General features: G+C 48.2%; 10 protein-coding genes. 8 read left to right on the top strand and 2 right to left on the bottom strand.

The window, feature by feature from the left end:
• Positions 1-60 precede the first annotated feature (60 nt).
• The 7 genes from BST96_RS04790 to acs all read left to right on the top strand — a co-directional run bounded on the left by BST96_RS04790 (position 61) and on the right by acs (position 9,731).
• Entirely contained in the window at positions 61-1,476 is a 1,416-nt protein-coding gene (locus BST96_RS04790; RefSeq protein ID WP_085757604.1) for a sigma-54-dependent transcriptional regulator, read from the top strand.
• A 1,025-nt stretch (positions 1,477-2,501) separates the two neighbouring features.
• Complete coding sequence (gene pcnB, locus BST96_RS04785) at positions 2,502-3,917, top strand: polynucleotide adenylyltransferase PcnB (RefSeq protein WP_085757603.1); 1,416 nt, start codon at positions 2,502-2,504, stop codon at positions 3,915-3,917.
• A 39-nt stretch (positions 3,918-3,956) separates the two neighbouring features.
• Positions 3,957-4,448, top strand: coding sequence for a 2-amino-4-hydroxy-6-hydroxymethyldihydropteridine diphosphokinase (gene folK / locus BST96_RS04780; protein WP_338043299.1), 492 nt, complete (start codon positions 3,957-3,959; stop codon positions 4,446-4,448).
• Positions 4,449-4,545: 97 nt separating this feature from the next.
• Entirely contained in the window at positions 4,546-5,226 is a 681-nt protein-coding gene (locus BST96_RS04775) for a deoxynucleoside kinase (protein ID WP_085757602.1), read from the top strand.
• 53 nt (positions 5,227-5,279) lie between these two features.
• Positions 5,280-6,071, top strand: coding sequence for a 3-methyl-2-oxobutanoate hydroxymethyltransferase (gene panB, locus BST96_RS04770; RefSeq protein WP_085757601.1), 792 nt, complete (start codon positions 5,280-5,282; stop codon positions 6,069-6,071).
• A gap of 605 nt (positions 6,072-6,676) precedes the next feature.
• Positions 6,677-7,561, top strand: a complete 885-nt coding sequence (gene panC / locus BST96_RS04765) for a pantoate--beta-alanine ligase (protein ID WP_085757600.1) — start codon at positions 6,677-6,679, stop codon at positions 7,559-7,561.
• 235 nt (positions 7,562-7,796) lie between these two features.
• On the top strand, positions 7,797-9,731 hold the full coding sequence (gene acs / locus BST96_RS04760; RefSeq protein ID WP_085757599.1) for an acetate--CoA ligase: 1,935 nt from the start codon (positions 7,797-7,799) through the stop codon (positions 9,729-9,731).
• Positions 9,732-10,016: 285 nt separating this feature from the next.
• Here the strand turns inward: acs and BST96_RS04755 are convergent, their stop codons facing one another.
• Entirely contained in the window at positions 10,017-10,529 is a 513-nt protein-coding gene (locus BST96_RS04755; RefSeq protein WP_085757598.1) for an MORN repeat-containing protein, read from the bottom strand.
• Between the two features lie 744 nt (positions 10,530-11,273).
• On the opposite strand from BST96_RS04755, the gene BST96_RS04750 reads away from it, so the two are divergent.
• Positions 11,274-12,242, top strand: a complete 969-nt coding sequence (locus BST96_RS04750) for a class 1 fructose-bisphosphatase (protein ID WP_085757597.1) — start codon at positions 11,274-11,276, stop codon at positions 12,240-12,242.
• A 98-nt stretch (positions 12,243-12,340) separates the two neighbouring features.
• On the opposite strand, the gene fusA is transcribed toward BST96_RS04750, so the two are convergent.
• Positions 12,341-14,434, bottom strand: coding sequence for an elongation factor G (fusA, locus tag BST96_RS04745; protein WP_085757596.1), 2,094 nt, complete (start codon positions 14,432-14,434; stop codon positions 12,341-12,343).
• Positions 14,435-14,766: the final 332 nt, after the last annotated feature.

Below are 14,766 nucleotides of genomic sequence, written 5' to 3'. Positions count from 1 at the left end.
CAATTTCACGATTTAAGTTTAAGTTACTGAAATCAAAAGAAATATTCGAAGGTATTGTCGATGGAAAAGATTCTAATTGTTGAAGACGAAACGGTCATCCGTAGCGCGTTGCGTAAACTCTTAGAACGCCATGAGTATCAGGTGAGTGAAGCCGGGGCGGTGAATGAGGCTCTGGATAATTTTGACCTTAGCAGTTTTGACCTGATTATCAGTGATTTGCGTTTACCGGGAGCCCCCGGCACCGATTTGATTAAACCGGCGGGTGATGTGCCGGTATTGGTAATGACCAGCTACGCCAGCCTGCGTTCGGCGGTGGACTCGATGAAAAGTGGCGCCGTGGATTATATTGCCAAGCCCTTCGATCACGATGAAATGTTAGATGCAGTGGCGGCTATTATCGCCAACCACTCGCCACAAAGTACCCCTGAAGAACAACGCACTTCGACGGCCAAGCGCGGCCATTCTCATTTGGGCGGCATGATTGGTAACTGCCAGCCGATGATTAAGCTCTACGAACATATCAACAAAGTGGCGCCGACCGAGGCTACGGTGCTGGTTCATGGTGAAACCGGTACCGGTAAAGAGTTGGTCGCCAAGGCTATCCACGCCTACAGTCATCGCACCGAACAGCCTTTTATCAGTGTTAACTGTGCCGCTATCCCTGAGACCTTGATCGAATCTGAGTTATTTGGTTATGAGAAGGGTGCCTTTACCGGCGCTAATAATAACCGTATGGGCTTAATTGAAGCGGCAGATGGTGGCACCTTGTTTCTCGATGAAATTGGCGAATTACCGCTGGAAGCACAGGCTCGATTGTTACGCTTTATCCAGGAAGATGAAATTCGCCGCATTGGTGCCGTTGAATCCCGCAAGGTCGATGTGCGCTTAATCTGTGCAACCCACAGAGACCTGAAAACTCTGGCCCATGAAAACCAGTTCCGCCCTGACTTGTACTACCGCATTAATGTCATGCAGTTAGTGCTGCCGCCGTTGCGTGACCGGGGTAAGGATATTCTGGAATTGGCCGAGAGTATTTTAGAGCGCCGCTGTATCGAGCTTAATAAACCGGTAGCCACCTTTTCCCCCAAGGCTATTCAGGCGATTACCACTTATACCTGGCCCGGTAATGTCCGTGAACTGGAAAATGTGATTGAGCGGGCGGTTATTTTAAATGACGGCGAGAGTATCGATAACGATCTGCTCAATATCGACCTGGAGCTGGTCAATGTTACCCAGATTCGCAGCAAGCGGCCTATTGTAGCGCCGGTTACGGATGCCCCCGCCGAGTTAATGGGCGAGGAGGCTCAGGATGATCTGTCACTGGAAGACTATTTCCAGCGCTTTGTACTGGAGCATCAAGACTCCATGAGCGAAACCGAGCTGGCGCGCAAGCTCGGTGTGAGCCGTAAATGCCTGTGGGAGCGCCGGCAGCGTTTGGGCATCCCTCGTAAAAAGGGTGCCAAGTCCGCCTCTTAAGTATCACGTAACAAGGGAATCGCAGCTGCTATTCCCGCCCCTGTTTATATTCCCCCAGAATATTGTGAGAAAGTCACAAAAATGACGGTTTTCCGTCATTATCTATTTTTTTGAAACTAGGCCATCGATTTTTAATTAAAAAGCGCTATAAGCAGCCCGCTTAGTCGGTGTTTACCGTTACTTGTAATGAGTATTCGTAACAAACCCCGAGTTGATTGGTAACGTTTGCTTGACTAGAAAGCCTTATTGATCAATTTAGAAAGTATAAGTCATTGATTTTAAAGGATATAAAAAGTTGGCACGGCGAATGCTATGTACTAACCATAATAAAAATAATATATAAAAATAATATTTATCATAATAATAAAAACAAAGAGACCTGGATGGGGAAGAGTTATCTTCCCTCATCAATTTACCTCCCCCTTTAAGAATTATCCCCAGCGTTTTACCCCTATATCCTGATTAAACCTCGCTTATATGTAATGCGTGTTATCAATTTTCGTGCTTTATCTATATTGCGAAATATTCACATAAAAAAAGATTTGATAGCTGCAGGTTTTAAAGGCAGAAAATCAGTCAATTAATTGTTACTCATGGGGTGGAGTTGTAACAGTTACCGTGATGATCTGTAACGTTTGTGTCATTTTTCACATTTCAGCTTAAAAGATATATCTATAAGTCATTGTTCTGTAGAGATATTATTTTTTGGCACGATATCTGCTATGTAATAGATTAATAATAATAAAAAATGTAAAAATAATAATAAAAAATATGAGACCTGGATGGGGGAAAACATAAGTTTTCCCTTCATCATTACAAGGCCACACTTAGTACTTTTCTTCCCATTTTACTTCCCACTTTGCTCTAAGCCATAAAATCACGTCGTTACGGACTTGTTTTGCCATGTTCGTGGGTTTAAGCGTTGGCCGCTGATTAGGCTTGCCGCTTATATGTGGTACTATCCGCCACTTTATCCATTAGCCGCATTAGTTAGGGGCGGGTTTAAGAGCTGAGTTTAACGTTATATGGCAAAGTTGTTCTCCAACGCAATTGAGCGAGTCAAAGGCGTGCTCGGTAAGAGTACAGGCTCCAGTGATATTGACCCTAATTCTATAGATCCGCATATCATTCCCCGCGACCAGCACAGTATTTCCCGCAAACATATTAGCGATGCCGCTCTGAGAGTGATGAGCACCCTGCGCAAAGCCGGTTATGAGGGTTTTCTGGTGGGTGGTGGTGTTCGGGATTTGCTATTGGGTGGGCGCCCCAAAGATTTTGATATTGCCACCGATGCGACCCCTGAGCAGGTGAATAAGCTATTTCGCAACTCCCGTATTATTGGCCGCCGTTTTAAAATTGTTCATGTGCGCTTTGGTCGTGAAGTGATTGAGGTGACCACCTTCCGTGGTACCCATGAACAGACTGAAGAGAGCACCAGGGGTAAAAGGCCTAAGAACCAGCAATCTGCCCGCTCTCAAAATGGCATGCTATTAAGGGATAATGTTTTTGGCACCGTAGAAGAAGATGCTATTCGCCGTGATCTGACTATCAATGCCTTGTATTACACCACCGCTGACTTTGCCATTTATGATTACACTCATGGCTTAAAAGACCTTGAAAATAAGGTGATTCGGGTTATTGGTGATCCTGAAACCCGTTACCGGGAAGACCCGGTAAGAATGCTGCGGGTGGTGCGTTTTGCTGCCAAGCTGGGGTTTACCATTGAGCCGAAAACCGCAGCGCCAATCTATGATTTGGCCCCCTCGCTGGCCGATATACCGGCGGCACGTATGTTTGATGAGGTGCTGAAATTATTTATGTCCGGCCGCGGTGTCGATGTCTATAACTTAATGCAGGAGTTTGGTTTATTTGAGCCGCTATTCCCGCAAATACAGCATAGCCTGGAGCAAGAGCACTATCAGCGCCTGGTGTTACAAGCCTTAAAGAATACCGATGCCCGTATCCAGCAGGGTAAGCCGGTAACCCCCGCGTTTATCTATGCTGCTCTGTTATGGCCCGCGGTCAGTGAGCGGCAGCAGCAATTACTCAAAGAGGGGGTGCCCGCCGTACCCGCTATGCATCAAGCTGCACAGGAAGTGGTGTCGCGGCAGCAGCAATCGACCTCCATTCCCAAGCGCTTTGGTATGCCGATGCGAGAGATCTGGGATATGCAGCTACGCCTGCCACGACGTGGCGGTCGCAAGGCAGAGCAATTGATGGAAAATCGTCGCTTTCGTGCTGCTTATGACTTCTTGCTATTGCGGGAGCAGGCGGGTGAGGAAACCGATAATTTGGGGCAGTGGTGGACAGACTACCAAAACCGCAGTCCGGACCAGCGCGCTGCGATGACAGAGAAGTTGCAGGACAAAAGAAGCAAGCGCCGCCGCCCCCGCAAAAAACCCAGGCAGTCGTCGGGCTCTGATTCTCAATTTACCGAGTAAGCGCAAAGGTCTTTTTTATATAGCTGGGTACAGATAACTATGCCGGTAACCATGCAGTGCTGCTATATTGCCTTAGGTAGCAATCTTGAAGAGCCCTTGTCTCAGGTGGGGCGGGCCGTCGAGGCTTTGAGGGCGTTGCCTGAATCGGCAGTAACTGCCGTCTCCCCCTGGTACCAAAGCGTTGCCGTAGGCCCCGAGCAGCCGGACTATATCAACGGCGTGGTAGAGCTGCATACAGCGGCCGAGCCACTGACGCTTTTGACACTGCTGCAATCCATCGAAAATGCCCATGAGCGCAAGCGAGTACAGCGCTGGGGTCCCCGAACCTTGGATTTAGATATTTTGCTCTATGCCGATAGGCTGATTGATCAGCCAACGTTGACGGTTCCCCATCCACGGATGCTGGAGCGCAATTTTGTATTGCGGCCGCTGTATGACATAGCGCCAGCATTAGTGCTGGCCAATGGTGTACCTCTTAAAGAGCAGGTCGCAGAGCTGGGTATGCAGGGTTTGGATTTGGTGAGTGCATAAACTTGCCCTACAATAAGCCGCGAATAAATAGTCAGGCAATAACGAGAGTGCTGATAACAGTGCCCGCCGCAACACGACCAACCGATGGAGATTCGTTGTGAACCAGGACGCCGTCCAAACGGTTTTAGATTTAAAAGACCGCACCCCGCCCAGCTTTATTGCCGTTGAGGGTGCTATTGGTGTGGGTAAGACCACGCTGGCCAAGCAGTTGGCAGAAACCTTTAATTACCAAATGTTATTGGAAAACGCCGAAGAAAACCCCTTTCTGGAGCGTTTCTATCAAAACCAGAAGAACGCGGCTCTGGCCACACAATTGTTTTTTCTATTTCAGCGCAGTCAGCAGATTCAGGATCTGCGGCAGGGTGATATCTTTGAGCCAGTCAGGGTGGCGGACTTTCTGATTGAGAAGGACCGCCTGTTTGCCCAGCTGAACCTGGATGAAGATGAATTCCAGCTCTATCAAAAAGTGTATCAGCAACTCACCATCGATGCGCCCAAGCCAGACCTGGTTATCTATTTACAGGCATCGGTGGACGTACTACTCTCTCGCATCGAAAACCGCGGTATCAATTTTGAGCAGCGTATCGCCAGAGAATATCTGGAATCGATTAACGAGGCCTATAGCGAGTTTTTTCTTTATTACGATGATGCGCCGCTATTAATCGTCAATGCCGATGAATTGGATGTGATTAATCGCCAGGATGACTATGTGCAACTGGTGGATTACTTATTGAATATTCGTCGTGGTCGCCATTACTTTAACCCAACCTTTATCTGACCGGTTGGCAATCAGGGCATTGGGCCACTGAAATTACCTGATAGAGTTATATTATGAGCAAAGTTACTGTCACTACATTACAAGCCCATAAAGCCGCAGGGGAGAAATTCTCTGTGATCGCCGCTTACGACGCTACCTTTGCTGGCTTGATTGAAGAGGCGGGTATCGAGGTTATTTTGGTGGGTGATTCGCTGGGTATGGTGGTGCAAGGGCATAGCAGTACCTTGCCCGTCACCATGGATGAGATGGTCTACCATACTGGCTGTATTAGCCGCGGTTGCAAAGCGCCGCTTATTATCGGCGACCTGCCGTTTGGAAGTTATAGCACCCTTGAGCAAACACTAACTAACGCCGCGGCCCTGATGCGCGCTGGCGCTAATATGGTCAAACTCGAAGGTGGCGAGTGGTTACTGGAAAGCATTACGGCGATGACCGAGCGCGGTATTCCAGTCTGTGCTCACCTTGGCCTGACACCGCAATCGGTCAATGCCTTTGGTGGCTTTAAAGTGCAGGGCCGCAACTCCGACCAGGCCGCCGCTATTTTGGAAGATGCCAAGCGGGTTGAAGCGGCAGGAGCCAGTATGTTGGTGTTGGAGTGTATCCCCTCGGAGTTGGCCGTCCAGATCACTCAGGCCCTGAGTATTCCCGTGATCGGAATCGGTGCCGGTGCTGATACGGATGCCCAGGTTCTGGTACTTTACGATATGCTCGGTTTATGTGGCCACAAGCCCAAGTTTGTCCGCAACTTCCTGGCCGACAATGACAGTGTGCAGTCGGCGCTCAAGGCCTACAATGACGCCGTTAAAGAGGGGACATTCCCTGCGGCAGAGCACGGCTTTAGCTAGCTTCCCGGTCGCTCATTTATAGCACCGTCATTCCCGGGCAGGCGCACTGCTGGCCGGAATGCATTCATCACTAGGTTTTACCTTATTTCTGGTGGTGGATTTGGCTTAGTAGATGGTTGAGCTCTGGCATCACGTTTACGCTTTCTTTTCAGGTCTTTTTGCAATCTTTAGATTCACACACTCAGGCGATAGCCCTCACTCGCTCCCTGCAATCATCAAGTCTCCCGGCAGGCATTACCCATCAAGATCAACTCCCACAAGACCTCCGGCAAAACAGCAGCATTTATTCCGAGCAGTAGTGTCCGCAGGCGGGAGTCAGGAAACAGCATTTAGTCTGTTTTGTTACTTTTTGCACGTGCTTCTTTTGGTAACAAATTTGTACGATTTTCCCTGCTTATATCATTGATCCCCCCTAATGATTCGGGCATACTTGCCCGCCTCTGGAAAAACGGTCAGCAAATATGCACTGTTTGGCTCCTTCCAGTGGTGAAAACATGATCTACCTTCTATCGTAAAGGTTGGGGCGGTAATCATGGCAAGCAGCATCAAAGCACGATTAAGTGATGATGACTTGGGTTCTGAATTAACGTAGGAAGTTGAGTGAAATGAAAACATTCAGCAAGAGCAAGCAATTACGAAGCGCCATTACCAGAGATAAGCTCAATGGTAAGAGAGTCGCGTTCGTGCCTACTATGGGCAACCTGCATGAAGGCCATATCCAGCTGGTTCGTCGAGCCAAGCAAGTGGCTGATATTGTGGTGGTCAGTATTTTTGTCAATCCACTGCAGTTTGGCGCCAATGAGGACCTGGATAACTATCCTCGTACCCTGGCAGCCGATAAAGAAAAATTATTTGCTGAGGGGGTGAATTACCTTCTCTACCCCGATGTCGAAGAGATTTACCCTGAGGGGATGGATCAACAGACCTTGGTGGTTGTTCCTGATTTGTCTGACACCCTGTGTGGCGCTAGCCGCCCGGGCCACTTTGCTGGCGTTGCCACGGTGGTTAACAAGTTGTTCCAGATCGTACAGCCTGATACCGCTATTTTCGGCAAGAAAGACTTTCAGCAATTGGCCATTATTGAAAAAATGGTTAAAGACCTGTGTATGCCCATCGATATTATTGGTGAAGAAACCGCCCGTGATGTTGATGGTCTGGCGCTAAGTTCACGTAATGGCTATTTAACGGAAGAGCAACGCTCCATTGCCCCCGCGCTGCATAAGACCTTACTCGATTGCCGTGAGGCCATCGCCTGTGGTTTTGATAGTTATCAGGAGCTTGAAGACTATTGTACTGAAGCTTTGAAAAACGCAGGTTTTGAGCCGGACTATTTTTCCGTTCGCGACGCAGTGACCTTAGGTGAAGTCACTGGTGATACCGAGCAGATTGTTATTCTGGCAGCGGCTAAGCTCGGCACGCCTCGCCTGATTGATAATGTCACCCTGACACTGAATCCTAGTCAGGACTGGGGCATGTTAGCGGCGCATTAAGTTGTTGCCTGCCCTGATACTGCTATAACTCAGGCTTTCTCCCTTCTTTTTCCATCGCTCTCGCCCTTGGCGGGAGTGTGTCTTTCAGCCTGTGCTGAAATGCTTCCAGGTACTGACTGGCATAAGCATTTACATATTCCTTCCATCCCAAAAGTACGCTATTCTTCCGGTAATTGAAATAAAGACAGCGCTGTCATTTTGGTGATGGCCACAACATTCTATCCAGGGATAATTTATGAGTGAAGTACATGTCTATCCGGTTCCAGCTGAATTTGCCAGCAATGCCCATATCAATGAGCAGCAATACCACGCGATGTATCAGCAGTCTGTTGAAAACCCCGATCAATTTTGGGCCGAGCAGGCGGAGCAATTTCTAAGCTGGGACCAGCGCTGGAGTAAAGTGAGCGAGTATGACTTTATCAAAGGCGAGGCGGCCTGGTTTATTGATGGCAAATTGAACCTGACCTATAACTGCATTGATAGACATCTTGAAACCCGAGGCGACCAAACCGCGATTATTTGGGAAGGGGATGACCCGGCTGATGCTAAAACTATCAGTTATCGCGAACTACACCAGCAGGTCTGCAAGCTGGCCAATGTCTTAAAGCAGCGCGGCGTAAAAAAAGGCGATAGGGTGTGTATCTATATACCTATGGTGGTTGAAGCGGCTTATGCCATGCTGGCTTGTGCCCGTATCGGCGCTATCCACTCGGTCGTCTTTGGTGGGTTCTCCCCCGAAGCGTTAAAGGACCGGATTTTAAACTCCGATTGCCAAACCCTGATTACTGCCGACGAAGGTGTTCGTGGTGGTAAGTCGGTTCCGCTAAAGGCCAATGCTGACCTGGCACTGGAATCCTGCCCGAATGTGCATACGGTGGTAACCGTCCAGCGCACCGGTGGTGATATCGCCTGGACTGAAGGCCGCGATATCTGGTATCACGAAGCGGTGGCTGAAGCATCCGATCAGTGTGAGCCAGAGCTGATGGATGCCGAAGATCCATTATTTATTTTGTATACCTCCGGTTCAACCGGCCAGCCTAAGGGCGTATTGCATAGTACTGCCGGCTATCTGCTACAGGCGGCAATGACCTTTAAATATACCTTTGATTACCAGGAGGGTGATATCTATTGGTGTACGGCAGATGTGGGTTGGATAACCGGCCATTCTTATAGTCTTTATGGCCCCTTGGCCAACGGTGCAACCACGCTATTATTTGAAGGTGTACCGACTTACCCCGATGCCGCCCGTTGTTGGGAAATCTGTGACAAGCATCAGGTCAATATCTTTTATACCGCCCCTACCGCGATTCGTGCACTGATGGGGGTGGGCGACGAATTTGTAACGCGTACCTCCCGCAGCTCTATCAAATTACTGGGGACTGTCGGTGAGCCGATTAACCCCGAAGCCTGGGAGTGGTATCACCGTGTGGTGGGCGAAGCCCGTTGCCCGATTGTGGATACCTGGTGGCAAACTGAAACCGGTGCCCATATGTTAACGCCGCTACCGGGGGCGACAGCCTTAAAACCCGGTTCCGCCACCCGTCCGTTTTTTGGGGTACAGCCTATCTTGTTGGATAACGACGGTAATGAAATCACCGGTGCTGGTGAGGGTAATCTGGCGATTAAGGCGTCCTGGCCCAGCCAAATCCGCAGTGTTTATGGCGATCATCAGCGAATGATCGATACCTATTTTAGTACCTATAAAGGCTATTACTTTACGGGCGATGGTGCCCGTCGTGATGAAGATGGTTATTACTGGATTACAGGCCGGGTTGATGATGTATTGAATGTCTCCGGTCACCGTATGGGGACGGCAGAAGTCGAAAGCGCATTAGTTTTGCATGATGATGTTGCTGAAGCGGCGGTGGTAGGTTATCCCCACGATATTAAAGGGCAGGGTATCTATGCCTATGTCACCTTGATGGCCGGGCATCAACCCTCCGATCAATTATTGGCTGAGTTAATTCAAATGTGCGTCCAGGAAATTGGCCCAATTGCCAAGCCGGATTTAATTCAGTGGGCACCGGGTTTGCCGAAAACCCGGTCAGGAAAAATTATGCGACGTATTTTAAGAAAAGTGGCTGCTAATGAATTGGAACTGGGCGATACCTCGACCCTGGCAGATCCTTCGGTGGTTGATCAGTTAATAGAAAACCGCCTCAATAAATAACGCAGAATCATTCACCCATCATTGTAGGGTGGATTACAATCCACCAAGCCCAGCCCCGAGCCGGTCAAAATCGGTGGATTATAATCCACCCTACGGAATATGGGCTTTTGCTTGCGCGGGAATGATAGGAAGTGTTGGCAAAAAAAAATCTCCCCCTACTACAAACATCAGGGGGAGACGGGGGGAGAATTGCCGATAAAACTGTACGCTATATCAGTAACGACTTGTAAGATGACTTACTACTGATTAATGCGACGACGACTATTATCGACGATTACTGTCGGCCTATTTGCATTGGCCTAAGCGGCAGTTATACACGCGACCGGTGCTGGTGTAATACTTGCCGTTGTAACGCTTGTTGTCACGAAATTCACCTTCAAAGCGATTTCCGTTGGACCACTTAAAAACACCTTTACCATGGCGTTTATCGTCAATCCATTCACCTTCATAGCTGCTGCCACGGGCCCATGTGAACGTGCCCTGGCCATGGCGTTTGCCTTTTTGCCAGCCGCCTTTATAGATGTTGCCGTCAGCAGAGGTATAAACTCCATTGCCAGCAAGTATGCCTTTATTAAAGTGACCTGCCAGTTTAGATCCGTTAAAAAAATCAACCGATCCAGAACCGTGAGGCTTTTCATTTAAACATTGGCCGCGATAAGTACCGCTACTGCCGTCCGTTGTGTCAGTGTAGGGTACTTTGCAATAATCCAGATCCGCTGATATAGAATCAGATGAATCAACTGCGTGGGCCATTGAAGAAATGAAAAACGCTAGTGTTGCTGCTGTTGCTATTTTCATTTTAAAGTTCCTCGATATTCTTTTTTATTCAATGGTTTTCCCAAGTTCACGTTCAGACTAGATTAGATAATGATCGCCTTCAACTGGTAAAAGTGACGTGATTCTCATAGTAATATTTACATTTTAAAAAACGGTTGCGGAAAAATAATTTTTTTGCATGAAATGATTTTCAATGCTGTAAGTTTTTTGTCACATGGCCCCTATAGGTACAAATACTGATGTTTTTGGTGTCAGTTTTTTTTCGTTTTTCGTGTGGTGGTTTTAAAAGTGATTTTAAAAATCAAAAAAATGACAGTATTTTTTCTTTAATCACTTCTTTTTTGGGTGTGGTGTGACCTATGTCACAAAGCTGTTATAGGGAATGGTCTTCCTGAGCGCCTGTTTGCCACTGCCAAGAGCGATATTGGTTTTTTTAATCAATCACTTAGCGTTCGCGTTAGTTTGCTGAGGCAGGGTTTAACGTTTTTCTGTCGTTTGGAATTAAGCCGGTTTTAATAACCAGGTGTTGCTTGCAAGGGGAGGATGCTGGCAAAAAAGTCTAAGCAATAGGAGGCAAGTATTGGCTGTTTAGTCTGTTTTGCGTTTTTGTCGGGTAAATCGTCCTGGCAAGATTGCCATCAAGTAGCCCCTTAAGGCTGACAGTGTTCCTGTGAATTGGCATAATGCGTCCCCGAATACGTATTTCCCCATTAATGATCGTCATTCCCACGAGTGACAGTTTTCGACCAATAATAAGGAACCGCCATGCAGCGCCTGAGTAGTCAGCTTCAACAGAGTAATACCCCGCCTGAGTTAGTATCGCTGATCGATTTGATTGCTGTCGCCTGTAAGGATATTGCCCATCGTTTGCAACAGGGCGCCATGTCAGGGGTATTGGGTTCAGCGGGTGAGGAGAATGTACAGGGTGAGACCCAGAAGAAGCTGGATGTTATCTCCAACGACCTGTTAAAGGACTACCTGTTAGCGTCCGGTACTGTCCGAGGGCTGGCCTCTGAGGAAGAAGAGGGTATTGTGGCCGGCAGTGATAAGGGGGGCTATCTGGTGGCTTTTGACCCTCTGGATGGCTCCTCCAATATTGATATCAACAGTATGGTGGGTACTATTTTTTCTATCTTTAAAGCTCCCGCTACCGATGCTGTCAGTGAGCAGGACTTTCTCCAGCCCGGCCGCAACCAGGCCGCAGCCGGTTATGTGCTCTATGGCCCCTCCGTGATGTTGGTGCTATCAACCGGTGAAGGGGTACAGATGTATACCCTTGACCAGCGTATTGGCGAGTTTGTGCTGACGGTTGAAAAGGTGGCTATAGCGAAGGACACCAAAGAGTTTGCTATCAATATGTCGAACCAGCGCTTCTGGGCAGAGCCTATGCAGCGCTATATCGGTGATCTGTTAGCTGGCAGCGACGGCCCCCGTGAAAAAAACTTCAATATGCGCTGGGTGGCGGCGATGGTGGCAGATGTCCACCGTATTCTATGTCGCGGCGGACTGTTTACTTACCCTTGGGATAATAGAGAGCCTAATAAGCCCGGTAAGCTGCGCTTAATGTATGAAGCCAACCCTATGGGGATGTTAGTAGAGCAGGCGGGTGGCTTGGCCTATACCGATACGGGGCCTATTTTGGATGTGCAGCCTGAGCAGATTCACCAGCGTGTGCCGGTTATTTTGGGTGCTGCTAATGAAGTAGCTACCTGTGTGGCTTATCACGCTAAGTAGGCTATACCCCTGCCGTGCCTGTGACGGTCAATCATCAGGCAATAAAAAACCCCAGAGGCTTAAGCCGCTGGGGTTTTTTTATAGGTGCTAAAAGAGGCTTACTTAGCCGCTTTAGCCGCTTGTCTCTCTTTCTCGTCGGCAATAACCTTATCAGAAACTGAGTTAGGACATGCGCTGTAATGGGCAAATTCCATTGAGAACTGACCGCGACCAGAAGTCATGGTACGTAGTGATCCAATGTAACCGAACATTTCTGAAAGAGGTACATCAGCTTTGATGCGAACACCAGAGCCTGCCGCTTCCTGACCGGCAATAATGCCGCGACGACGGTTCAAGTCACCAATAACATCACCTACGTGATCTTCTGGTGTGAATACATCGACTTTCATAACAGGTTCAAGCAGTTGAGCGCCTGCTTTTGGAATTGACTGACGGAAAGCACCGCGAGCTGCTAATTCAAAGGCAACGGCAGAGGAGTCAACGGCGTGGAAGCCACCATCAAAAAGCTCGATTTCAACGTCAAGTACCGGGAAGCCCGCAAGAACACCCGTTTCCATCATGCCCTGGAAGCCCTTCTCAATAGCAGGGAAGAATTCCTTGGGTACGTTACCGCCGGTAACTGTTGATGAGAACACAAAGCCAGTGCCTTTCTCGCCAGGCTTGATGCGGTAATCAATTTTACCGAACTGACCAGAACCACCAGACTGCTTCTTGTGAGTGTAAGAGTCTTCAACGGGCTGAGTGATGGTTTCACGGTAGGCAACCTGTGGCTCACCCACTTCAAGCTCTACACCGTAAGTACGGTTAAGGATATCGACCTTGATGTCCAGGTGAAGCTCGCCCATGCCGCGAAGAATGGTTTGACCACTTTCTTCGTCCGTATGAACGAGGAAGGTAGGATCTTCAGCAACCATTTTACCAATAGCAATACCCATTTTATCGGCGCCAGCTTTATCTTTAGGCATAACAGCGATAGAGATTACAGGCTCTGGGAATACCATGGCTTCAAGCGTACATTCGTGTTTCGGATCACAGAGTGTGTGACCGGTTTGAACGTTTTTCATACCTACGATAGCGATAATGTCGCCCGCACGAGCTGAGCTTAGCTCTTTACGCTCATCGGCTTCCATCTCACACATACGACCAATACGTTCAGTCTTACCGGTGAACGAGTTAAGAATCGTGTCACCTTTATTTAATACGCCTGAGTAAATACGTATAAATGTCAGGGCGCCGTAACGGTCGTCCATAATTTTAAAGGCCAGCGCGCGGAATGGCTCGTCAGAGCTAACAGTGGCAACTTCACCAGTAGGCTCACCTACTTCGTCTGTTAGTGGCTGAGGAATAACTTCATCCGGGGCAGGTAAGTAATCAACAACGGCATCAAGAATTAACTGAATACCTTTGTTTTTAAACGCCGAACCACAGTAAGTGGGGAAGAAGGTTAGCTCGCGCGTACCCTTACGGATACAGGCTTTGATTTGCTCTATAGAAGGTGCTTCACCTTCCATATAGGCCATCATGATATCGTCATCGACTTCAACAGCTGTTTCAATCAGCTGGTCATGGTACATGTCTACGTCATCAACCATATCGGCAGGAACATCTTCAATTTTGAAGTTTTCTGGAAGACCAGAGTCGTCCCACACATAGGCTTTCTTGCTAAGGATATCGACAACACCAACAAAGTCATCCTCGATACCAATGGGCAGCGTCATAACCAGTGGCTTGGCACCTAGTACGTTTTCAACTTGATCGACAACTTTTAAGAAGTCCGCACCCATGCGGTCTAATTTGTTGACGAAGATGATACGAGATACACCTGATTCATCAGCGTAGCGCCAGTTGGTTTCAGATTGAGGCTCAACACCACCAGAGCCACAAAATACACCAATACCGCCATCGAGTACTTTAAGAGAGCGATAGACTTCAACGGTGAAGTCAACGTGCCCTGGGGTATCGATGATGTTCATGCGGTGATCATCCCAGAAGGTGGTGATCGCGGCTGACTGGATAGTAATACCCCGCTCAGCTTCTTGTTCCATGAAGTCGGTGGTGGACTCACCATCATGCACTTCACCGGTTTTATGGATCTTGCCGGTCAATTTAAGAATTCGTTCTGTGGTGGTGGTCTTGCCAGCATCGACGTGGGCAAAGATACCGATGTTTCTATAATGGGATAAATCAGTCATGAGGTTTACTCGATTTAACTAAGGGTGAAAAAACGCGCGCAAGTATACAGGATATTCCAAGCAAAATTGAACAAAAAAATAGCAATAATTCCGATGTTTGGCAGTTAAAGTCCAATATTGCCATTTTGAAGGGGGTTACGGAGGGTTGGAGGTTCGATTTGGGCGCCTCTTTGGTCATCATTGTAGGGTGGATTGCAATCCACAGGCTTCTAATTTGCTGGCTTTTGGTGGATTACAATCCACCCTAGGGGCTGTAGGGCGGAGGATTGCGTGAAAAAGTGACTATTTTTTGTCAAATAGCCTAAAAATATTGACTCTGCCGATAGGGTGTT

It is taken from the genome of Oceanicoccus sagamiensis (genome assembly GCF_002117105.1).
In the GTDB taxonomy this organism is placed as follows: domain Bacteria; phylum Pseudomonadota; class Gammaproteobacteria; order Pseudomonadales; family Dasaniaceae; genus Oceanicoccus; species Oceanicoccus sagamiensis.
Note: the sequence above shows the minus strand (reverse complement) of the source record. Positions and strands in the feature narration are given on the sequence as shown.

Bases quoted from the DNA above. Each gene is read 5' to 3' on its own strand.
- BST96_RS04790 (WP_085757604.1), top strand. From the start codon at position 61: ATGGAAAAGATTCTAATTGTTGAAGACGAAACGGTCATCCGTAGCGCG.
- pcnB (WP_085757603.1), top strand. From the start codon at position 2,502: ATGGCAAAGTTGTTCTCCAACGCAATTGAGCGAGTCAAAGGCGTGCTC.
- folK (WP_338043299.1), top strand. From the start codon at position 3,957: ATGCCGGTAACCATGCAGTGCTGCTATATTGCCTTAGGTAGCAATCTT.
- panB (WP_085757601.1), top strand. From the start codon at position 5,280: ATGAGCAAAGTTACTGTCACTACATTACAAGCCCATAAAGCCGCAGGG.
- panC (WP_085757600.1), top strand. From the start codon at position 6,677: ATGAAAACATTCAGCAAGAGCAAGCAATTACGAAGCGCCATTACCAGA.
- acs (WP_085757599.1), top strand. From the start codon at position 7,797: ATGAGTGAAGTACATGTCTATCCGGTTCCAGCTGAATTTGCCAGCAAT.
- BST96_RS04755 (WP_085757598.1), bottom strand. From the start codon at position 10,529: ATGAAAATAGCAACAGCAGCAACACTAGCGTTTTTCATTTCTTCAATG.
- BST96_RS04750 (WP_085757597.1), top strand. From the start codon at position 11,274: ATGCAGCGCCTGAGTAGTCAGCTTCAACAGAGTAATACCCCGCCTGAG.
- fusA (WP_085757596.1), bottom strand. From the start codon at position 14,434: ATGACTGATTTATCCCATTATAGAAACATCGGTATCTTTGCCCACGTC.